The organism is Bacteroidota bacterium (assembly GCA_018266835.1).
Classification (GTDB): Bacteria; Bacteroidota; Ignavibacteria; order Tepidaquicellales; family Tepidaquicellaceae; genus JAFDZO01.
The window spans coordinates 63,335-85,444 of the sequence record JAFDZP010000007.1; the positions used below are offsets into that span (position 1 = coordinate 63,335).

Annotated in this window: 18 protein-coding genes and 1 tRNA gene; 11 read left to right on the forward strand and 8 right to left on the reverse strand. The window is 34.6% G+C overall.

Annotated elements, in window-relative coordinates; all coding sequences use genetic code 11:
- Positions 1 to 1,947 (forward strand): hypothetical protein, encoded by a 1,947-nt coding sequence (locus tag JST55_16805; GenBank protein MBS1495169.1) that lies wholly within the window; start codon positions 1 to 3, stop codon positions 1,945 to 1,947.
- A 9-nt stretch (positions 1,948 to 1,956) separates the two neighbouring features.
- A complete protein-coding gene (locus tag JST55_16810) occupies positions 1,957 to 4,425 on the forward strand; it encodes a hypothetical protein (protein ID MBS1495170.1) in 2,469 nt (822 codons plus the stop codon).
- Here JST55_16810 and JST55_16815 read toward each other — a convergent pair whose 3' ends face one another.
- The gene (locus JST55_16815) at positions 4,426 to 4,926 is read right to left on the reverse strand and encodes a hypothetical protein (protein ID MBS1495171.1); all 501 of its coding nucleotides are present in this window, start codon (positions 4,924 to 4,926) and stop codon (positions 4,426 to 4,428) included.
- 130 nt (positions 4,927 to 5,056) lie between these two features.
- On the opposite strand from JST55_16815, the gene JST55_16820 reads away from it, so the two are divergent.
- Positions 5,057 to 5,701, forward strand: a complete 645-nt coding sequence (locus JST55_16820; GenBank protein MBS1495172.1) for a hypothetical protein — start codon at positions 5,057 to 5,059, stop codon at positions 5,699 to 5,701.
- Positions 5,702 to 5,723: 22 nt separating this feature from the next.
- Here the strand turns inward: JST55_16820 and JST55_16825 are convergent, their stop codons facing one another.
- The 6 genes from JST55_16825 to JST55_16850 form a co-directional block, all read right to left on the reverse strand.
- Positions 5,724 to 6,419, reverse strand: a complete 696-nt coding sequence (locus tag JST55_16825; protein MBS1495173.1) for an inorganic pyrophosphatase — start codon at positions 6,417 to 6,419, stop codon at positions 5,724 to 5,726.
- Positions 6,416 to 7,042, reverse strand: coding sequence for a Holliday junction branch migration protein RuvA (ruvA, locus tag JST55_16830; GenBank protein ID MBS1495174.1), 627 nt, complete (start codon positions 7,040 to 7,042; stop codon positions 6,416 to 6,418). The genes JST55_16825 and ruvA overlap by 4 nt, the downstream gene beginning before the upstream one ends.
- A 1-nt stretch (position 7,043) precedes the next feature.
- Complete coding sequence (ruvC, locus tag JST55_16835) at positions 7,044 to 7,616, reverse strand: crossover junction endodeoxyribonuclease RuvC (protein MBS1495175.1); 573 nt, start codon at positions 7,614 to 7,616, stop codon at positions 7,044 to 7,046.
- Between the two features lie 28 nt (positions 7,617 to 7,644).
- Complete coding sequence (locus JST55_16840; protein ID MBS1495176.1) at positions 7,645 to 8,373, reverse strand: YebC/PmpR family DNA-binding transcriptional regulator; 729 nt, start codon at positions 8,371 to 8,373, stop codon at positions 7,645 to 7,647.
- A gap of 126 nt (positions 8,374 to 8,499) precedes the next feature.
- A complete protein-coding gene (gene recJ, locus JST55_16845) occupies positions 8,500 to 10,128 on the reverse strand; it encodes a single-stranded-DNA-specific exonuclease RecJ (GenBank protein ID MBS1495177.1) in 1,629 nt (542 codons plus the stop codon).
- 124 nt (positions 10,129 to 10,252) lie between these two features.
- Positions 10,253 to 10,336, reverse strand: a tRNA-Leu gene (locus JST55_16850).
- 339 nt (positions 10,337 to 10,675) lie between these two features.
- On the opposite strand from JST55_16850, the gene JST55_16855 reads away from it, so the two are divergent.
- The 4 genes from JST55_16855 to JST55_16870 all read left to right on the forward strand — a co-directional run bounded on the left by JST55_16855 (position 10,676) and on the right by JST55_16870 (position 14,725).
- Positions 10,676 to 11,152, forward strand: coding sequence for a hypothetical protein (locus tag JST55_16855; protein ID MBS1495178.1), 477 nt, complete (start codon positions 10,676 to 10,678; stop codon positions 11,150 to 11,152).
- A gap of 472 nt (positions 11,153 to 11,624) precedes the next feature.
- On the forward strand, positions 11,625 to 12,377 hold the full coding sequence (locus JST55_16860) for an ABC transporter ATP-binding protein (GenBank protein MBS1495179.1): 753 nt from the start codon (positions 11,625 to 11,627) through the stop codon (positions 12,375 to 12,377).
- Positions 12,378 to 12,401: 24 nt separating this feature from the next.
- Complete coding sequence (locus tag JST55_16865) at positions 12,402 to 14,306, forward strand: hypothetical protein (GenBank protein ID MBS1495180.1); 1,905 nt, start codon at positions 12,402 to 12,404, stop codon at positions 14,304 to 14,306.
- A 14-nt stretch (positions 14,307 to 14,320) separates the two neighbouring features.
- Positions 14,321 to 14,725, forward strand: a complete 405-nt coding sequence (locus tag JST55_16870) for an ATP-binding protein (GenBank protein ID MBS1495181.1) — start codon at positions 14,321 to 14,323, stop codon at positions 14,723 to 14,725.
- 219 nt (positions 14,726 to 14,944) lie between these two features.
- Here JST55_16870 and JST55_16875 read toward each other — a convergent pair whose 3' ends face one another.
- Positions 14,945 to 16,570 (reverse strand): T9SS type A sorting domain-containing protein, encoded by a 1,626-nt coding sequence (locus JST55_16875; GenBank protein ID MBS1495182.1) that lies wholly within the window; start codon positions 16,568 to 16,570, stop codon positions 14,945 to 14,947.
- Between the two features lie 167 nt (positions 16,571 to 16,737).
- On the opposite strand from JST55_16875, the gene JST55_16880 reads away from it, so the two are divergent.
- From JST55_16880 to JST55_16895, 4 genes are all read left to right on the forward strand, one after another.
- A complete protein-coding gene (locus tag JST55_16880) occupies positions 16,738 to 18,141 on the forward strand; it encodes a hypothetical protein (protein MBS1495183.1) in 1,404 nt (467 codons plus the stop codon).
- Between the two features lie 111 nt (positions 18,142 to 18,252).
- Positions 18,253 to 19,668, forward strand: a complete 1,416-nt coding sequence (locus JST55_16885) for an undecaprenyl-phosphate glucose phosphotransferase (GenBank protein MBS1495184.1) — start codon at positions 18,253 to 18,255, stop codon at positions 19,666 to 19,668.
- 10 nt (positions 19,669 to 19,678) lie between these two features.
- The gene (locus tag JST55_16890; protein MBS1495185.1) at positions 19,679 to 20,041 is read left to right on the forward strand and encodes a hypothetical protein; all 363 of its coding nucleotides are present in this window, start codon (positions 19,679 to 19,681) and stop codon (positions 20,039 to 20,041) included.
- A gap of 8 nt (positions 20,042 to 20,049) precedes the next feature.
- Positions 20,050 to 22,110, forward strand: a complete 2,061-nt coding sequence (locus tag JST55_16895) for a T9SS type A sorting domain-containing protein (protein MBS1495186.1) — start codon at positions 20,050 to 20,052, stop codon at positions 22,108 to 22,110.

Consider the following 22,110-nt stretch of genomic DNA (forward strand, 5'->3'; position numbering starts at 1 on the left):
ATGAACAAATACATAAAAATAATATTTCTGATTTTAATTTTTTCACAGGTATCTTTTGCGCAAAACTCATTTGTAAGAGCAGGATACTCTCCCAAAGAAAAATCAGTAATCATAAAATGGTTTCAGGAAAAAAACCGCTTCGATGATGGAGTAAATATTTACAGAAAAGATAACACCGATAACAACTGGATAAAGCTGAACGATAAGCCGTTAAAAAAACCTGCTAAGCTTACTGAAAGCGAAGCAAAAGCAGGTGATAAGAACTCAGCCATTTATAATTACATTTTATACAATGCTCCGAAAGATGCGGTTGATTATGAGAACTGGGAATTCACTCTTATTCTCAAGACCTTGCTTGATAATGACTTTGCAAAATACGCTGCAATGAGTTATTCGGATAGCAAAGTTGAAGCAGGTAAAAAATATACTTATAAAGTAAGCTATATCAGCGGAGGTTCAGAAGTTGAATTAGCATCTTCCGATGAAACAGGTATAGATGAAGCTGCTTCAATTGTTAATAATTCATTAACCCTTCTACAGAACAACGAAAAAATATTTTGCAACTGGAATACGGAGCAGGATAAATTTATTGCTTACAATATTTACAGAGATTCAAAGAAACTAAACGACAAACCTATTTTTGTTTTTGATACAGAAAAGAAGCAGGCTTATTTATTTGCAGATTCACTTACTTCAGACGGCACTTATTCTTACACATATACCGGACTAGATGCTTTCGGAAATGAAAGTGCCCAGTCGAACAGTGTTTCTATTACAGTTGCTTCTATAAGTATACCTCCAAGAGCAACTAACGTAAGATATGATGGAAATGAAAAATTGACGTTGTTCTGGTCTATTCAGGCTTCAAACAATTTGAAAGGATTTAACATTTACAGAAGTAATGACGCTAAAGGTGAGTTTACAAAAATAAACTCTGCATTGCTATCATCCTCTGATACTTCATACGTTGATAACACTGCCGAGCAGGGAAAGAAATATTTCTACTATGTCTCCACTGAAAATAATGCAGGTATGATAAATAATTCATCAGTTATTGCCGCAGTAAGTGCAGATTTTTCAAAGCCGAACGCTCCTGAAAATTTAACAGCAGTAAGTGACTCAGTTAAGGTTCAGCTTACTTGGAATAAAAGTACTTCATCAAATGTAATCGGATATAAAGTTTACAGAAACGTAAAGGGAAACGAGAATGAGTTCATTCTCTTAACTCCTCTGCCGTTAAAAGAAACTTCATATACTGATACTCTAAGTAAAGGCGCATTGAATGATTTTTATTACAAAGTTGTAGCATTAAATCAGAAATACATTAACAGCGATTACACTCAGCCTGTTACCGTAAAGCTGAAAGATGTAGTGCCGCCATCCGTTCCATTGATTTCAAATACTTCATTTGAGAATAATTCTGTTGTATTGAAATGGATTCCGCAATTTGAATCTGACTTATCCGGATATAAAATCTATCGCTCGGAAGATAGTGTTGCAGGATTTACTGAAATATCCTCAACTGTAAAAGGTGCAAACTCATTTACAGATAATACAGTAACAGCAAACAAGACTTACTATTATAAAATCTCCTCAACAGATATTTCAGGTAACATTTCACCGCAATCAGATTTAGCAATGGTAACAACAGGTTCAGGTGAAATGCAAACACCACAGATGAAATTAAATCTTACTTACAATAAATCTGCTAACTCTGTAGATATCTCATGGGATAACGCCGGAAATACAACACCTGTAAAGGGTTATTTAGTCATGAGAAGAGACGGAGAAGATGAATTTTCATATTCAGCAAGTGAAGTAATTAGCGGATTGAATTTCAGTGATGCTAATATTGAAATCCCTGCAAAATATAATTACTCAATAAAAATTATTTATGAAAACGGTGATGTGGCAACAACACCTGAACAATCAATTGAAACAAATTAAATTTTAAAAATGAAAATTTCTAAATTATTTTTTCTTCTCCTGTTAATTTGTGGAACCTCCCAAGCACAAATTTCAATTACAATTACTCAGCCGCCGCCGAATCGCTTTTATATTGAGGATTTATGGAAAATAAAAATCATGAACGGCTCTACCACTAATAAGACCATTTATCTTAAAGGACTCATCACTGAAGCCGTGAAAGGAACTGTAATAACTGCAACAACAAAGTCATTTGTTGTTGCTCCCGGAATAAACTCTCTCACTGCGGCACAATTAGGAAGCATTGATGTTGCTTACAACGACGGCAAGATAAAAGACATTATAAAAAACACGGGCGGACTGCCTTCAGGTAAATATCAGGTTTGCGTCAGCGCTTATGAAGATGCAACTAATACTTTTCTTGCCTCCGATTGTCTGGATAGAACGATTGAAAATATTACTCCTCCGACACTTATTGCTCCTATGCATCAGTCATTGGTAGATAATAAAATCCCCGTTTTCTCATGGGTACCATCCACAACAAATAATTTCAGAAATTTTTCATATGCACTGAAAATCGTTGAAATAATTCCCGGGCAATCTGCATATGATGCCTTCGCTTCGAATCCTTTATTCTATGATAAAAGCAGTATACCTGTTAACATTTATCAGTATCCTGTTTCTGCGAGAGACTTTAACAACAAAACTTCATATGCATGGAAAGTTGAAGTTGTTGAAAACAATATTGTAATTTCGTCCAGTGATATTTATAAATTCACTTATTCCGATAAAAGCGATACATCTTATAAAAAGATGACTGGCAGGATTAAAGGGTCTAATGAGTTTAAAAACTCAAGATTTTTTACCAACGATAACTCATTACAGTTTTTAGGGGCAGCTTCCAATCCTCCCGTGAAAACCAGGTTGTTCTCCGGCAATATGAAAATTGCCTCGCAGTTCTCAAACAAGAGCGGGCTGAACCAAAGAATGCCTCCGGGCTACGGAAGACTTGAATTGAATCCGAAATTAACGCTGGGAGCGTTTCCTTTCACCATGAATGCTTTGCTTTCAAGTCTGCCCGTAACCAACACGCAGAACATTAACAACGTAAGTTTTAATTTTGAGCAGGAAGAATTTTTAGAAAATGTGAAAGCGCAGGAAAATAAATCAGGCCTTGAAAGATTTATTTCCAATTTCAGAAGAATAGGAGTAGGAACAACTTATCCTGAGTATTCAGATTTAACAGTTACAGGAGTTCCTGTTACCGGAACAAATCTGGAATTTGAACCGGGATTGATTTTGCTCGGTATCACAGGTATCAATACACAAAAATCAGTTGTGGATGACCAGAACAATTTAACTGCTCTTGACAGGAATTTTGTTGCAGGAAGAATTGGTGTAGGAACTTTTGAATCATCACACTTTCTCTTTACTTATTTGAACGGTTGGGAAAATGAAAATACTTCAAGAGTTAATACATACGCTATATCCCCTGCAAAAAACTATATGCTTGGAGTAAATGGTAAACTTTCATTTCTTGAAAACTCTTTGAACCTTGAAGCAGAAGCAAACGGTTCGCTTTTTACACGCGATAAAAATGCGCCCGAGATTGAAACATCGGCAGTTCCGGATTTGGTAAAAAATCTTTTCAATATAAATATCAGCAGCTCGTTTGATTACTCATTTGGAGTAAAAGCAAGTTACGATATTAACCAGTCCGGAACAAAAATTTCAGGGGCAGTAAAATATATAGGTCCGGGATATAAAACATTCGGCAATCCTGACTTAGTCAGTGACAGAATTCTTATTGATGGAAAGATTGAGCAGTCACTATGGAACAACAAAATTTCTCTTTCTGCTTTTGTAAGAAACTCAAAAGATAACCTAATTGACTGGAAGACATCCACAACTCAGCTAACTTCTTTCGGATTCAGTGCCTCCGTGCGACCTGAAAAACTTCCTTACTTTAGTATAAGCTACTCTCCTTTCAAGCAAAAGAATGACGTAGCAAACGATACTTTAAAAATTGATAACGACATCGCTTCATTTTCTGCAAACACAGGATACAATTTTAAGGCAGGAAATATTTATTACTTCACTGGAATAAACTTTAATAATCAGAACGCAACTTCATTCAAAGGACTCGCAGATTACAAGGTCAATTCCCTATACGTAACTGAAAATGTCAGCTTCTTAATTCCATTATCTTTTTCGGGAACGTTTGGTTATACAGGAAGTGAATACTTGGGATTATCAGATAAGATTTACAGCTATGACTTCAGCACATCGTACACTTTCTTTGATAATTTTGCGAACACTTTGGGAGTATCATACAACACGGGAAACACCGATAAAAGAACTTCGCTTTATCTTCAATCAGTATTTCCCGTATTTGATTTAGTCAAATTTGATTTGAGAGCCGAGCAGTCATTTATTACATTAGTTAATGACAGCCGCAATGAATTTATTTTCAGAGCTAACTTAAGTAAAAATTTCTGATTACTTATTAGGAGCCTCTTCCATCATATGGCAGTTCATGCATCCGAAACCTGACTGAGATTCATGAGTATATTCGGGCAGGCCTAGTAAAGCAGCCATTTTAGGTTTTACTACGCTTGCCATGAATGTCATGTAATTAGGATTATCATGTGCAATCTCTTCAAAGTTCATGTGGAGTTTTGGAATTCTTGAGTTCGGCATTTTAAAATCTCCTACCTTCACTCCGCTTCCGTGACATGTTCTGCAGTTCATAGCTGTGAATCTTGTTGAATCGAACTTGTTAAATTCTTCATACATAGCAGGCATAACAACTTTCTTCATATAATTTTTTCTTTCTTCAAAGCTCATCTTTTCCCAGTTAATAGTAGTGCTATCAGACGGCATGCTTTCAGTTTTACTTTTTTCTGATGCTTCGCTGCTGCTTCCGCTCCAGATAATTACAGGTACAAATAAAACTATCGCCAGATAGATAATAAAAGTAATGTTTTTTTTGTTCTTCATTTTTGATTTAGTTTTTAGGATGCACAATTATACGCTTAGCAGTCAATAAAATCTACTGAAAATCTTTTCACAAACTTTAGACTTAAAGATGAAGATTATAATTTGTAAGTTTGTATAAACATATTGAATAGTGAATAAAATCTATATATTAGCAGTAATATTTCTCGCAGCAACTCTGTACTCATGCACATCACCCGAAGAAAAGTGGATATCAGATTACAAACAGGTTAAGTGCGACTCCGTAAAGCTCAGCGAAAAAATTGAAGAGGAAATCAAAAAGGACTTAAAAGATACTCTTGCAGCCAAAGAAACTCTTGAAAAAGATTTAAAGCAGCTGACAGCACCTGATGAAAAAAAGCTTGCAGGATTTAACGATGCACTAAAAAAGTCAGATGCCGACTTTGATAAAAAAATTGATGAAGCAAAAGCTGAACTGAAAAAAGCAAAAGGTAAAGAGGAAGAAAAAGCAGCTAATAAAAAAATTGATGGACTGATATTTCAAAAGTCAGAAGCAGGCAAAGATATAGGGCAGAAAATATTTGTTACTAAAAATGAGATGAACAAAAAAGCTGCGGTGAAATCGCTGAAAGAAGAGATTAAGTCAAAGGAAAAATTTATTAAGGAAAAAACTGAGGACAGACGAAGTAAATATAAAGGTGAAATAAAAAGATTACAGAATAAACTTCTCGAACTTCAAAAAGATAAACCGAAAAAATTAGAAGAGGAGGCTTTCAAAAAGCAAATTGAAGCCATTGATAAAGCCCCCTGCAATTAAAAATTTTATTAATTCTAATTTATTATTCTAATTTAAAATCTTCAAAATCATTTCTTAAAAGCTTATCAAGGTTTGCATATTTTTCTAAATAATCCTGATAACTTGCTTCAATAACTTCGTATGCTTCTTCTCTTCCGTATGTGTGAGTGATTTCGCAATGCGAAGTCTCAGCACCTGGAGCATCTTTATATGTAAGGAAGTAATGTTTTAGCCTGTCAATCAAAGATGCAGGACAGTCAGTTATATCATCCCACACTCCGAAAATATTATCACCGTGCATAACTGCAATAATTTTATCATCAGCTTCGCCGCCGTCAATAAACCTGAATCCTCCTATAGGAGATGCCTGTAACAATATATCGCTGTGTGTAATTGTCTTTTCAGTTAATACACAGATATCGAGCGGGTCACCATCGCCTACGATGTTTGGTCTTCCTGTTTCTCTTCTGCAGATTTCAGCAACACGTTCAGCGCAGTATGTCTGCGGAACAAGTCCGTACGGAGTAGGACAGATGTTTGAATATTTCTGCGGGCGGTCAACTTTTAAATAACCGCTTGCTTTATCTATTTCGTATTTCACTGTGTCAGTCGGAACGATTTCTATGTAAGCCGTAACGATTGCAGGTGAGTGCTTCCCAATCGGCACTCCATGCCATGGATGTGATTTAATAATTGTTCTGATTGATCTCCAGATTGGTTCTAGTGCTTCTCTGCTCATTTTTTTGTTGTGATGTATTCTAATGATTTACGGATAAGTTCTTCCGTATTTAAATTTACGTTTGATGTTTCCTTTAAAACTTCCCTTATAATTTTCTCCGCATCGTTCCTGTTATAGCCAAGGTTTAATAAAGCTGATAACGCTTCGTATCTCGAATTTTCTTTTTCAGTTGTTATTCCGGTTCCTCCTGCTTTCACAGGCTCTGATTCCTGCATATGTTCCAGCTTAAATATTTTATCTTTCAAAGTCATGGTAACTAACTCAAGCTTTTTTGCTCCAAGTCCGGGGATTTTCATAGCAAATCTGTTATTGCCCATGATAAGCGTTACAATATCTTCAAAACTTGCGTTTGCTAATATAGTATGAGCAAGTTTTGTGCCGATTCCATTAACAGTTATCAATAGTTTGAAGATTTCTTTCTCTTTTTCATCTGCAAATCCAAACAGCTGCAGTGAATTTTCTTTTACATCTAAGTATGTAAATAAAATATATTCTGATTCTACATCAGCGCACATATCATAAGCTTTTTTAGAAACGAATATATGATAGCCGACTCCGTTCACATCCAGAATAATCTCGCTGTTCTTTCTTGATAATATTTTTCCTCTTAATAATCCTATCATATCACTTTACAGTTTTGATATATAACTTATCCGGATTTTGCTCTACAAATTTTCCCCATGAGTTTTTCTTCTTCGATACCTTAGCATGTCCGTTTTGCTTGATAACTGAATTGCTGAAGTGATGGCACAGAGCAACTGCCAGCGCATCCGATGAATCAATAAACTTTGGATTTTCCTTCAAAGAAAGAATGCTCTTTATCATAAACTGCACCTGCTCTTTGGAAGAAGCACCGTTACCTGTTACGGACTTTTTTATTTCTCTTGGGGAATATTCCGAAATTTTTAACTGAGAGTGGACTGCGGCAATAAGGGCTACTCCCCTTGCCTGTCCTAACTTTAAAGTAGACTGAATATTCTTGTGATAAAAAGCGGTTTCTATTGCGAACTCATTTGGTTTGTACTTCTCCATCTTCTCCAAACATACTTCATAAATAATTTTTAATCTTTCAGGTATTGATAATTTTTTGTTAAGATTAATCGTATCGATATCAAGCGCAGTAATCTTGTCCCTGTCAATTTCAATTATGCCTACCCCCGTAATTATTGTTCCGGGGTCAATCCCGATTATTCTCACGATTAAAAATTTTTTTTATTGTGTCAGATTATTCTGATTGAAAATCTGCATTCGTATAAACATTCTGTACGTCATCATTCTCTTCAACTGCATCAAGGAATTTCAAAACTGTTTCCTGTGCTGCGCCTTCAAGAGCAATTAAATCTTTTGTAATGTATTGGAGCGATGCGCTTTCAAATTTATAGCCTTTATCTTCTATTGCTTTTCTTACCTTGTCAAAGTTTTCCATAGAGGAAATTACTTCAAAGTAATCACCTTCATTTTTTAAGTCATCAGCGCCTGCATCGAGAATAACTTCCATAAGCTCATCTTCCGTCACGCCTTCCTTCTCAACATTGATAACTCCTTTTCTTTCAAACATCCAGCTTACTGAGCCCGTATCTCCGAAGTTACCGTTATTCTTAGACATTATATGTCTCAGCTCGGCAACTGTTCTGTTACGGTTATCGCTGATGCACTCAACAATGATTGCAATCCCGTTGGGAGCGTAGCCCTCATAGGTAAGCTCTTCGTAGTTCACGCCTTCAAGCTCGCCTGTGCCTTTTTTAATACCGCGTGTGATATTTTCCTGCGGCATGTTGTTAGCTTTGGCAGTCTTGATGGCAAGCCTTAGTCTCGGATTATCATCAGGATTTCCGCCGCCGTCTCTTGCTGCAATGGTAATTTCCTTGATAATTTTTGTAAATACTTTTCCTCTTGCTGCATCGATTGAGCCTTTCTTTCTTTTAATCGTTGCCCACTTGGAATGTCCTGACATTTTTTACTCCTTAGTTATAAATATTAAAAATTGTAATTAAAATTTTTGATTCCCCTCATTCCCAACGTCCTCGTTGGGAATGAGGGATTACGAATCCGCCGCGGCGGATTCGTAATGAGGGAAGACCTAATAAAACTTCATATCCTTAATTTTCAGCTTAATCTTTTCGTAGCCTCTCCATGCAGATTTCTCAATATTATAACATGCATCGCAGTATGCGCCTTCAATTATATTCGGTTTGTAATCATTTGAATTAAAGAACACTGCATCAAAATGATTTCCGTTGTCATCTCTTAATTTAAAAAGAGTCGTGAAATATTTTGCGTGCTTTATTTCTCCGACAATCTGTAATTTTTTTGTTGTGAAAACAGGTAAAGTATTTCCAGGCCCGAACGGCTCAAAGAAACTCAATATCTTTACAAATCTTTCGTCAATTTCTTCAAACGTAATTTCTCCGTCAACTTCTATTTCAGGAATAAGCTGCTCATCAGTTAACTCCCTTACTGCAACTTCATTAAAAACTTTTTTGAATTCGTTTATATTAGCGACTTCAATCTCCAGTCCCGCCGCATGAAAATGTCCGCCGTACTGAACAAGAAGGTTATCGCATTTCTTTAATGCTTCATAGATATTAAATCCGTTAATGCTTCGTGCGCTTCCCTTTGCAACTCCGTTAACAGTTGTAAGAACTATAGAAGGAATATTATATTTCTCCACAAGTCTTGCAGCAACAATTCCTATCACACCGGGATGCCATGAATCGTTATGAATTACGATTGCATTTTTATATTCTTCATCGGAAGAATCTTCATACATTTTAAAAGCAGTATCGGTAATATTTTTATCTATCTCGCGTCTTGTGATGTTTTCGGAGTTAAGTATATCTGAAAACTCCTGTACGTCCTGCTGATTATCAGATGTAAGCAGCTTCACTGCGCGCTTTGCATCGCCTAATCTTCCTACGGCATTAATCCTTGGAGCAACGGTATAAATAATATTGTTTGTATTAAGCTTACCGATTTCAAGTCCCGATGATTCCACCAAAGTTCTGAAAGCAGGCCTCGGAGTTGAATTTAAAATTTTAAATCCCTCTGCAACAAGAATTCTGTTCTCATCTCTTAATGAAACGATATCGGAAGCAGTAGCAATAGCAACGAAGTCCAGAAGTGAATTTGGTAACTCGGGAGTGCCTTTTAAAATCGCAATCGCCTGCATAAGCTTGAATGCAACACCCGTTCCGCATAACGCTTTGAAAGGGTAAGTGCAGTCTCTTCTTACAGGATCAATAACTGCCAGTGCCTGAGGAATATTATCGGGTGACTGATGATGGTCGCAGATAATAAACTCAACGCCTTTTGATTTTGCATACTCAATTTTATCAGCTGCAGTAATTCCGCAGTCGATAGAAACGATAAGCTTAATGCCTTCTTCGGCAGCAGTGTCGATTGATTTTTTTGATATTCCGTAACCTTCGGTAATTCTATCCGGGATATAGACTGAAGCATCTAATCCGAAATTTTTGAGGAACAGATAAAACATTGAGACTCCGCAGGTGCCGTCAACATCATAGTCACCCAGGAGCATAATTTTTTCCTGATTGTCGATAGTCTCAATGAGACGCTCGGCAGCAATTTTACAATCTTTAAGTAAGAACGGGTCGTAAAGTTTTTCTATTGTGGGACGAAAAAATTTAACTGTCTTTGCATAATTTGTAATTCCACGTAAGCATAGGAGCTTTATTACAAGGTCAGGCAACTGTACCTTGGTTTTCAGCCCTCTTATTTCATTCGTTAAATTATTAAAGTCTTCAATGCTAGATCCGTCATTATTTAGGTTTTTAAATTTCCAATTTTTATTCAATTTTCATAGATATTAATAGTGCTCAAAAAGGGACTCGAACCCTTACCCCGAGACCGGGACTGCACCCTGAATGCAGCGCGTCTACCAATTCCGCCATTTAAGCTGTTACAACATGGAAAATAAAAATAAGGCTTTGCATATTCAATGTAATCTATTTTCTATAAAATAAGCATTTTAGAAACAACTTACCTATTAGTAGGAATGGGTGAAAAATGTTTTGTTGGGAAAATTAGTTTGAGTATTTTTGAAAAGGATTTTGATTGAGTGAATTTGAATTCTTATTTTGCAGAAAAACCCGACCAAAACCCGACTTTTTTAAAATTAAAATTCTTCAGTATTGTTTTTACAACATCGGAGTGATGAAAATCCATCAAAAATCCGTCATTTTAGAAAAACTATTAAATAGGTGATATAAAATTGGTATTCTAAAATAAAATTTCATATGGTTGATCAATTGGTTTTTAATATTTATTATTTAGTTTATAAATATCCGGTATTTTTCATAATACTTATAGGAATATATTTATTTTTTTTCATCTTAACATTAAAAAATACAAAATTCAAAACGATCTCCCGTTCTAAAATATTAATCATTATAGTTGTAGCTATATTGAATTTAATATTTGTGAGCTTTATTGTGCTAAATACTTTAGAAAATGTACGGGAAATTGGTAAGCTTGAAGACAAACTTAACCATGGTGCTGAAATATTGGAAAAATACAAACTCAAAAATTTAAAATATCCTGAAAGCCTAATTGGTTTAGAAAGTGAGTTTAAATTATATAATATAGATAGTTATAAATATGAAAAATATTCTGACGGCAATATGATTTTAAAGATTAGAATTTACGATACATACAGTGATTTGTGTTATAAATCTATAAATAATGAGATTACTCTTGAGAATTATATATATTAAATTTTAGGCCGTGGTAATAAATCTATGCATTAATTTTTAAAATCCCGAGAATTGTTTTTACAATACTGAGCTGGACAAAATCCGTCAAAAATCCGTCAATTTAGAAAAAATTTTCTTTTGATTGGATTCCCGCCTTCGGGGGAATGACAAACAAAATGTTACAAAAATGTTACAATGTATGTTCCGACGCAAGAGCCCCGATAAAGCGGGATGTGCCACATCGGAACTAGAGGTCGAGTTTCCCCCTCCTTTTCAAGGAGGGGGATTAAGGGGGTGGTTAAAGTGAAGAAACAACTATTACTTACTAGTTCCCTTTAACCCCTCCCTGACCCTCCCCTTAGTAAGGGGAGGGAATATGATGTAACAATAATGTTACAATCTGTGACATCATAAAAATCATAATGATCAGTGTTCAAGAATGTTACAATTTTGCTACTTTATAAAAAGCAGAAATACCGTAAATTAATTTTACATGATAAAAGTAAAAAATCTTACCAAAAAATACGAAGCTATTATTGCGTTAAATAATATCTCGTTTGAGCTTAACAGAGGTGAAATAACGGGATTAATAGGCACTAACGGCGCGGGTAAATCCACAACGGTAAAAATTCTATCAGGACTTCTTGAATATGACTCTGGTTCAGTTTCAATAATGGATATCGATGTTTTAAAAAATCCTATTGAAGTAAAAAAGATTATCGGCTACGTTCCGGAATCACCGAATCTTTTCAATTCCCTTTCCGTGCTTGAGTATCTGAATTTCATAGGAGAAATTCGCGCAATTGATAAGCCGTTACTCAAAAAACGAATTGATAATTTCGCAAACTTCTTTGCGTTTGACCAGTACTTAAATGAGTCAATCGGAATTTTATCAAAGGGTAATAAGCAAAAGGTTCTTATTACATCTTCCCTGCTTCACAATCCTGACATAATTTATTTTGATGAGCCGCTTAACGGACTTGATGCAAACAGCATATTTGCTTTTCAGGATTTAGTCGCTTATCTCAAATCAGAAAATAAAATTATACTTTACTGTTCGCATTTATTAAACACGATTGAAAAAATTTCCGACAGGATAATTTATCTTGATAAAGGCATTATTAAAATTGATAAGCCAACGGAAGAGCTGCGAAACTCTGCTAACTATACTGACCTTGAAAACATGTTCCGTGAAATAAGCATAGCCGATGAAGCAAACAAATTTAAAGTAACTGACCTGTTTTGAAAATCTGAATAAAACAATTAAGTATTGCTGCGAATAATAATCATATTTTGTATTACAATAATATCAGCTCAGTTATTCGCACAGTCAACAACTACATTTATAGATTCTGCTTACATAAACAACTTCCTGTACACTGAGTTTGAGAATAACAGCAACACTGCGCGATTAAACTCGCGCATTAACTACAGCTTTCTCAGGCCAAAACTGTATATCACATTCAAAAATTTTTATAATTCAGATGTATCTAAACTCTCTCAGAATTTTTACAGGGACCTTGATAATCTAAAGCTTGAAGCACTATATTTAAAATCAGATAAGTTCAATTTCGGCGGCGGAGTTAAAAGCAGTATTCTTTCTGACCAGAGAATTACAGAAAGCAGTGTTAACAATAACGTCTTCGTTTACTCGACTGCAAATTATAATTTAACATCTGACATTGCATTCAAATTAAATACAGGTTACAAAAGAGAAAATCAAATTGGAGAAATTGCGTCGGGATTCAGCGGCGAGTTTAAATCAGATATACCCTATCTCAATATAGAAAATTATATTGCCCGCTCGAATCTATATTTATCCTATGATGCGCTGGATAAAAAGAAAAATTATCAGAACGAATTATACACCGAGCTTTATAAAAAATTTGCCGATGGAAGCAGCAATACAGGGATATTTAAATATTATTCGCTTCGAAGAGATTTCTTCGTTGCAGCTACTCCAAGCATCTCACAGCAAAACGGAGTAATAAATAATGTGGAGTCACGAATAGAAAACGCAGTGCAACTTGAAGATAATTTTAATTATCAGCTTTCACAAAACGGAGGGCTTAGACTCGGGGGAGTGTATCTCACAAAAACAATTAACAGGGAATTCAAATATGATGCTGACCCTCAGAACGTGTTGATAGAAAATGTTTACGATACAAAAATTCAGGAGAACAAACTGGAATTTTTCTCGGGGCTTCAATACAGTTTTTTTAATCTCGGCGCAAATATTGAAATGAATTACTCGGAGCGCTCGGAAAACCACGACTTAACAAATCCGGGTTTATATACTCCCTCACAGTTAAGTGAGCTTGAAAAAGTTGAAAAGAACAAAGATAATAATAGCAAGAAAACGAATCTTAACTACGAATTTTTTTATGATGTTTCCAAAGTTCATTCGCTTGAGTTCAAAGGGTATGCTTCCATACTTCATTATGATACTGACAGCAAAACAAATTTCGATGACAGGGATGAACAGAACCAGATATATTCTATATCACATTTGTATAACAACAAGAATGATTTTAAAGTAAAGACAACTTTTGACGTAAATATATCGAAGCTCAAATATATTTTTGCAGAGCGAAGTGCAAACAATTATACGAATAAAATTTATAAGCTGACATCGGAGAACGAGTATAAAATTCTTCCGAACCTTATAACAAGAAATTCATTTCAGGTGCTCGCAAACTATACGGTTTATGATTTTGAAGATATAATTTCACAGATAAAAAGTTTTTCGTACAGGCAGCTGAACTTAAAAGATTCGACATACTATGAACTGAACAAGCATTTTTCATTCGAGGTTTATGGCGAAGCAAAAATTTATGAACAAGGTGAATTTAATAACAATGCCTTCTCAATAAACCCTATTTTTTACAATGTGGATAGGTCTGCATTCTTTCAGGTAAACTATCGCATAAGTAATCTCGTAAAGATAAGCGGGAAGACTTCTTACTTCGAGCAGCAGATATATAATTATCAGGATGGCGAGAAACTGTTGAAGAGTACCTTCAGAACTTCAAGTGTTATGGGAAAAATATTTTTCTATCTTGGAAAAAATTCTTTGATTAACTTTACATATTCTGTTGACTACTTAAGATACGATGCAGAAGAGCAAAATTATAATACAAACAATGTTTCACTGAACGTGTTCTATAATTTTTAAAAACTAAAACGATTTTGAAAACATACAGCCTTGTACTGCCCAGCGACAGGAAAGAAATAAGCAAATTTGAAAATCTCCTTGTAGAGATTAATAATGAATTCGGAATGGCTATGGAGAAATTCATTAACTTTCAGATAGCTGCATCAGAAGCAATAGTCAACGCAATAGTTCATGGCAACAAACAAAATCCTCAGAAGAAAGTATTTGTAGAAGTAATAACAGATGAGCATAAACTTGAAATGAGAATAAAAGATGAAGGCGAAGGATTTGATGTATCCAAACTTCCCGATCCCACCGACGAAACAAACCTGTATAAAGAATCCGGCAGAGGCGTATTTATTATCCGTTCGTTAGTAGATGAGTTTTATATAGAATCAGATACTGCAGGAACACGAATGGTTCTTTTAATGCTAAAATAAAAAAATTGCAGCCGTGAAACACAGCTGCAACTCGTATCAGGTATTTCACAATACCCCGTCCTCGATACTATTTATGACTCAAAATTACCTATAGCAGATATCACTATCAAAGAAACTTTAATGTATTTGTGAGTAAAAAAAAATTGCAGCTTCTCCCCGCGAGCCGCTGCAATTTTTTGTAACAAGAAATAACAAACGTCCTGTTATTCTGCCTTAAAATTATTTTACTAAAATCATTTTCTTTGTATCTGTTCCGTTAGCAGTTTCTAATTTATAGAAGTAAATTCCTCCGGATAATTTTTCAGCATTAAAGTTTACTTCATAGCTTCCTGTATTCATCGAAACATTAACAAGCTCGGCAACTTCTTTTCCGTTGATATCGGAAACTGTTAATTTCACTGCGCCTGCTTTAACGATATCAAAAGAAATTTTTGTCGAAGGATTGAAAGGATTCGGATAGTTCTGATTCAGTCTGAACGAACTTAGAGTTTCTCTCGGGCTGTGAATTCCGACAAGGTCACCCATTTTGATAAGCATGTAATCTGCTGAACCGTAGCCTGTCATATTAATGCTGCCAAATACTGCGGAGTTACTGAAAAATCCTGTGAGAAATATGTTACCTGCGTTATCTGTTCGTAAGCAATTGCCGACATCCTGACCTGAGCCACCACCGATTTTTACCCATTGAAAATCGCCGTTGGAATTATACTTTGCAATATATGCATCTCCCTGACCGCTGCTAACTACATTTGTATTACCGAAAGTTGCTGTCTCCATGCAATAACCGGATACAAATACGCTGCCCTGGGCGTCAACTACCGTTGCATTTGCGAAGTCATAGTTTGCTCCGCCTGCGCTTTTAACCCAGATGTTGTTTCCGTTTACATCAAACTTTGATACAAAGATATCATACTGTCCTGTTGAAGTTAAGTTATTGCTTCCCATAGTCATTGAGTTTTGAAAGCAGCCTGCCCAGTAAATATTGTTTGAAGCTCTGTCAAAGCACAGTGAGCGCATATTTTCCGAACCGCTTCCGCCGAACTGTTTTACCCAAAGCTGTGTGCCGTTTAAATCATACGCTCCAAGAAATAAGTCTGCAGGTCCGTTACTTGTTAACATAACTCCGTCAAAGTTAGATGTGCCGCCGAATATTCCTGCCATGTAAAATTTATCAGTTCCGGTTGCAATGTAAGGGTAGCCGCCTGTGTTTTTTGCCCATACAGGTGTTCCGTCGGCACCAACTCTCATAACAAATTTTGCTGTACTGCTTCCGTTAGGAGGTAATGAAATTCCTCCTTCTGCAGTAAAAGTTCCGTAGTATTGACCGGTTATAAAAACATCGTTGTTAATCATAGACATGTCTACAATGAAGTCCTGTGAAGCACCGCCGTATTGTTTTACCCATTGATATTCGCCGGCAGGATTTAATTTTGCTATGAATATATCTTCACCAAGTTCTACCCCTCCTGCAGTTAAAGTAATTCCGTCAAAATGTGAAACACCCTGGAATGTACCGCCCACGTAAACATTACCGTCTTCGCCTATGAAAATTTTATCAGCTTCATCTTTCATTGAGCTTCCTGCAGATTTGAACCATAGTAAAGAACCTGCAGAATTATACTTTGCTATAAAAATATCAAAGTCGCCAAGACTTGTAACATTCACATTTTCAAAACTTGCATTGCTTTTGTAGCAGCCGGCTGTATATATGTTTCCGGAGTTATCCACACACATACCGTATCCGTAATCAGTAGATGCGCCGCCGCCTTTTTTCCCGAACTGAAAGCTTTGAGCATTTAGAACTCCGCAAAGAAGTAAAAGGAGAATTATTAATTTTGATTTCATAAGAAGAGTTTTAATTTTTAGTAAAACTACTTTAAATATGTTTATAAATCAAAAAATTTTAATTAGATTTGTGAGCTGAAACATTCTCACTTTATAAAATTAATGCATTTTATCGCATATTTTATAATATTTGTGAGATAAATTGTGAACTCTAAAATTCATCAAGAATGCTTATAGATTTGTTAAAATCGTTATCGGAAACCGAAATTTTAAGATTTGAAGAGTTCTTAAGTTCTCCATATTTCAATAAAGCTGTTTACCTTAAGAATTACTTTTTGAAATTGAAAGATTTGCATCCTCATTTTCAGAATTTTGAAGATGAAAAAATAGCTATCTTCAAATCACTTTATAATAAAGAGTATAACGATACTACAGTAAGAAAGCTAAACAGTGAGTTATTAAAATTAGCAGAAGAATTTATATCAATAAATTTATTCCGGAGTAAAAGTATTCTTAAAAATTCACTCTTACTGGAAGAGCTTGACAAAAGAAAGAATGATAAACTTTTTCAAAAAAGACTCAGTGAAACTTACTCATTGGTGGAAAATTTCAGCCTGAAAAATGAAAAGTATTTTAAGGAAATGGGAGTTTTAAACGATGCAGAAATATTGTTCCATTCAATGCGTGACAGGCGAAAAGGATTTTCAAAATATTACACTTCCATTGAAAATCTTGATAAAGCATATATCATACAAAAACTGAAAAAGATTATAATATTAATTACAGAAGACAGGCATTTTGCAAAAATCTTAAAAGACAGAAAAGAAATTGAGAGCTTCATAAAATTAATTCAGAAAAATCCATATTTTGAATTTCCGGTCATTCAGATTTTAACCAATGTGATAATGATTAACTGGGAGGCAAACGAAAAGTATTTCCATGCACTTAAGCAATTACTTTCACGTTACAAAAATGAAATTTCTATTGATGAACTTGAATGGGCTTACTTTGCGATGATGAACTTTATTGTGTTTCAGGTTAATAAAGGTAAGAAAGAATTTGCCAAAGAGGAACTGGAGCTATACAGAAACATCATATCAGATAATCTTCTGCTTTATAATGATACATTGGAATCTGTCTTATTTAAAAATATTATTTCATGCGCAGTTGATGTAGGCGATCTGAAATTTGCAGAGGATTTCAAAGATGAATATTCAAGATACATTCTTACCGATGATAAAAAAGATATTGTAGAGTATTGCAATGCAAATATAAATTATGCGAAGAAACAATATTCAACTGCTTTGGAAACACTGTCAAAAATAAATTTTACCGATGTAAATCAGAAATTCAGTCTCAGGAATCTAACATTAAAAATTTATTACGAAAGTGAAATGTATGAACAGGCAATACTGACGATTGAATCATACAAGCAAAATCTGAAAAGAGAGAAAACCCTTCCTGAAGGAATAAAAAAATTATACAGTTCTTTCATTAATTTATATCAAAAAATTTTAAAACTGAAACTCACTCCCGGAAAGTATGAGGCGCAGGCACTCCTTAAAACAATACTTAAAACTGAAACAATAGCAAAAAACTGGCTATTGGAACAGGTCAGTTATTTGATTTAATTTTTTCTAAAAATTTACATTTTTACTTAGTGATAAATCCCCTATTTTTTAAAAATTTAAAGTTACGAATATTATAAAATCCTTACATTTTATTAACAATTTATCGTTTAGATGAGCAATAAGTCAACAAAAGTTGAGGTTTTAATCCCGCTTCTTACAATTCTATCAGATTCTATATCAATATTCGGAGCATTTCTATTGTCATACTGGCTTAGATTTCTCTCTCCTTTTGTTAAATATCTGGGAGGTGAAACAGAACCGCCGCCGATAATGGGATATCTTGGCTTTGCCTTAATTACAATTCCTGTAGCAATTTTTATCTTTCAGCAGCGAAAGATGTACCGGATAAAAAGAAACGTATTCATCTTTGACGAATTTTTTGTTGTTATAAAATACGTTTCCATCTATATAATCTTCTGTATGAGTCTAATTTTCTTTTACAGAGATTTTCCATATTCAAGAGTTGTATTCGGTTTACTTTGGGTCACTGCGATTATATTTACGACTTTAGGAAGGTATCTTTTGATAAAATATGAAAAAAATCTTTACAACAAAGGAATAGGCGTGGTCAATGTAGCTATTTTCGGAATGAATGAAATGGCTTTGAAAATCTATGAACAATTTGTAATGGATAAATATGTAGGATATAATGTTACAGGATATTTTACTTATGATTTTAACGAGAACTGGCTTAAAGATAAAGTTCACCTTGGCAACTATAAAGAAATTCCTACGGTAATCCGGGAAAAGAAGATTGAGAAAATAATCATAGTTTTACCTTCCCAAAAGCATATTCTACTCGAAGAACTTATTAAGTTATGTGAAGGAATTAACATAGAGTTTATGCTTGCTCCGGATTTCATAGAAATGATAACGAGTCATTTACGAATAGAAGAAGTTAACGGAATTCCATTCATGAAATTAAAATCTGTTCCAATGAATGTATGGAACAGATTTGTTAAAAGAACTTTTGATGTTCTTGCTTCTTTGCTTTTATTAATAGTAATTTCACCCGTGATGATAGTCCTTTCATTACTTGTTAAGTTTACATCTAAAGGACCTTTATTTTATAAACAGGAACGTGTAAGCCTTGACGGGAAAAAGTTTGAAATGCTGAAGTTCCGTTCAATGAAAATTGACGCCGAAAAAAGCGGACCTCAGATGACAACCATCGATGATGACAGATATACTTCAATTGGTAAAACACTGCGAAAATATTCTTTGGATGAGCTTCCTCAATTCATTAATGTGCTTAAAGGTGAAATGAGCATCGTGGGACCCAGACCTGAGCGCGAGCATTTTATCAATACAATGAAAGATACAATAAGTAAATATCTTGAAAGGCACAGAGTTAAATCAGGGATAACAGGATGGGCTCAGGTAAATGGACTTCGAGGTACTGATACACCATTACAAACCCGCATAGAATACGATATTTATTACATTGAAAATTGGTCTTTAGTATTTGATATTAAGATAATTATCAAAACTATTAAGGAAATGTTTTTTTCAAAAACTGCATTTTAATTTTTTATAAATGATACCTGTTGTAATTTTTTATTTGCACACAATTTTTGCTGTTTATGCTTTCTGTAAGTCGTTTCAGACTGAAGGCTTAATGCAGGCCTTCCTTAATACGGGCTTCATTATAATTTTATTTTCTGTAGGCTGGACGATTTCCGATTTATTCGTCGGCTTTGCTATATCGCCAAACGGATATATGATTGACATGCCGACAAGTAAGGTTATTTTGAATCTTCTTAAAATTTCCGGCTTCTTTACACCGGGACAGGGCAGAGGAACTTTAAACCCAAAAGATTCGATTTCACTTATAGTCCTTACAGTTATGGAGTATTATTTCTACAAATTCTATTTTAGAGAAACTAAAGCTGCTTCCTAAGAAGCCAAATGAAAAAAGTCTTCACACTAATATTGCTTTTTGCAATTTCCCTTTCTTATGCATTTATTTATAAGTCCGATAGCTCAGCTGCAAACAGCATAGTTTTACAGTTTGTAACTCATAATGGCTATGGCAATAATCTTTATATAGATAATGTCACAGTTGGCCCTAAATATGACAGAGATGTTAAGGTAACTTCATTTATCAATCTTCCCTCAGATACAATTTATACACCACAATCTAGAAGATTAATATTAGATAATTTACAAATATTAGTAACAAATGTCGGAAAACTTGCAGTTGATTCCATAAAAGTCCATTTAGATATTCCGGAAATCGGATATTATTGGTATTTCAATATACCATTAGCGCAAAATGAAATTAAACTTTTAAGTTTTCCTGAAGCTGTTTTTGCTCATAATAGAACATATCACCCTATACTTTACGTTTCTGATTCTGCTGATAAAAATCACTCTAACGATACTATAAGACAAAGCTTTGGCTACTATCTTGGAGCACCTAAAAAAGTTTTATTTGAAGAATTCACCAGCGCAACAAGTTTATCCGCATCTATTAATAATCCATCATTAAATAATTTTGTAAATTCAAAATTCGACAGTATTGTTGCTATAAATTATCATCTTGGATTTCCGGCACCCGGCAATGATTCACTCTACTTAGCCGATACAATTCAGAATAAAGAAAAAGCTGATTACTATAATATAGTTGCTGTACCAAAACTAATTTTTAACGGAGCTTACTTTTCCAAGTTTCCGTTCAGTACTGAAAATCTCAAGTCTTCATTTGATACATTAAAAAATATAGGTTCTCCTATCAGTATGTCAGTTACCGATGCACGACTGGCTGGAGATACGATTAGCTCTAATATTACAATTAATGTTCTTGCCCCCGTAATGGCAGGCGATTATTATCTCCGTGTAAACGCAATTGAAAGGAGAGTTTCCTACGTTAATCCTCCGGGAACTAATGGTGAATCTGTATTCTATGATGTATTCAGGGAGGCAGTTCCGAATACACAGGGAATTTCAATTCCAACAGCAATTGGTACATATAATTATAATGTAAAATATAAAAGAAATCCTGTATGGGTGGATTCAATGGTTTACACTGCAGCATTTGTTCAGAATGATAGAACATTTGAAGTCCTTAACTGTGCGAAATCACGTTCAGGTGTTTATGAAAAATTAAAACATTACAATTTAACCGATGCTTTACCGGATTTTAAAGCAGGAAAATTCAAGCAATCACAATACGGAAAATTCGGTTCTAAACAATTTACAAAACATTCAGGAAGAAGTATTCTTGATACAACAGCTACAGATTTTTATTTAGAGCAATTTGAATCACAGGGACTTCCGTATGACTGGACACTTGCACATCAATCGGAATTATTCACTTTTCAAAATGTTTATAACAGCGGAATAAACGGACCATCATTTCCGGGCAACGGTTGTTTGAAAATGAATTTTTATGATAATACAGATATTGGACAGATGGATACGCTTTACTCCCCTATAATTTATGGAGTCACATCCCAGGATACAATAAGGTTTGATTATGCTTATGCAGGTTATCTGTACAACGAAGGTGACAGTCTCTATATAAATATCTCCACAGACGGCGGACTTACTTTTCCAAGAAATATTTTTCACAGAGGCGGAATAGGATTAGCAACTGCCTCAAGTTCTACAGTGGCATTTGTACCGGCATTGAGAACTGAGTGGAGAACTATTTCTCAATCATTGCAGGGAATTATACTGGACAGGTATTCAGTTCCGGTTGCAAATGAATTTACACTTTATCAGAACTTTCCTAATCCGTTTAATCCGTCTACTAAGATTTCATTCAATCTTCCTGCAGAATCAAAAGCATTATTAATTATTTACGATATTTCAGGCAGAGAAGTAAAACAATTGGTGAACGAAATTCTCGCGGCAGGTTTGCATGAAGTAAATTTTAACGGTGAATCTTTATCTTCTGGTATATATTTTTACAAACTGATAACCCCCGGATTTACTCAATCCAAAAAAATGGTTTTAATTAAATAA

Coding starts and splice junctions, on each gene's coding strand:
- JST55_16805 (MBS1495169.1), top strand. CDS start 1: ATGAACAAATACATAAAAATAATATTTCTGATTTTAATTTTTTCACAG.
- JST55_16810 (MBS1495170.1), top strand. CDS start 1,957: ATGAAAATTTCTAAATTATTTTTTCTTCTCCTGTTAATTTGTGGAACC.
- JST55_16815 (MBS1495171.1), bottom strand. CDS start 4,926: ATGAAGAACAAAAAAAACATTACTTTTATTATCTATCTGGCGATAGTT.
- JST55_16825 (MBS1495173.1), bottom strand. CDS start 6,419: ATGAGCAGAGAAGCACTAGAACCAATCTGGAGATCAATCAGAACAATT.
- ruvA (MBS1495174.1), bottom strand. CDS start 7,042: ATGATAGGATTATTAAGAGGAAAAATATTATCAAGAAAGAACAGCGAG.
- JST55_16840 (MBS1495176.1), bottom strand. CDS start 8,373: ATGTCAGGACATTCCAAGTGGGCAACGATTAAAAGAAAGAAAGGCTCA.
- JST55_16855 (MBS1495178.1), top strand. CDS start 10,676: ATGGTTGATCAATTGGTTTTTAATATTTATTATTTAGTTTATAAATAT.
- JST55_16860 (MBS1495179.1), top strand. CDS start 11,625: ATGATAAAAGTAAAAAATCTTACCAAAAAATACGAAGCTATTATTGCG.
- JST55_16875 (MBS1495182.1), bottom strand. CDS start 16,570: ATGAAATCAAAATTAATAATTCTCCTTTTACTTCTTTGCGGAGTTCTA.
- JST55_16880 (MBS1495183.1), top strand. CDS start 16,738: ATGCTTATAGATTTGTTAAAATCGTTATCGGAAACCGAAATTTTAAGA.
- JST55_16885 (MBS1495184.1), top strand. CDS start 18,253: ATGAGCAATAAGTCAACAAAAGTTGAGGTTTTAATCCCGCTTCTTACA.
- JST55_16890 (MBS1495185.1), top strand. CDS start 19,679: ATGATACCTGTTGTAATTTTTTATTTGCACACAATTTTTGCTGTTTAT.
- JST55_16895 (MBS1495186.1), top strand. CDS start 20,050: ATGAAAAAAGTCTTCACACTAATATTGCTTTTTGCAATTTCCCTTTCT.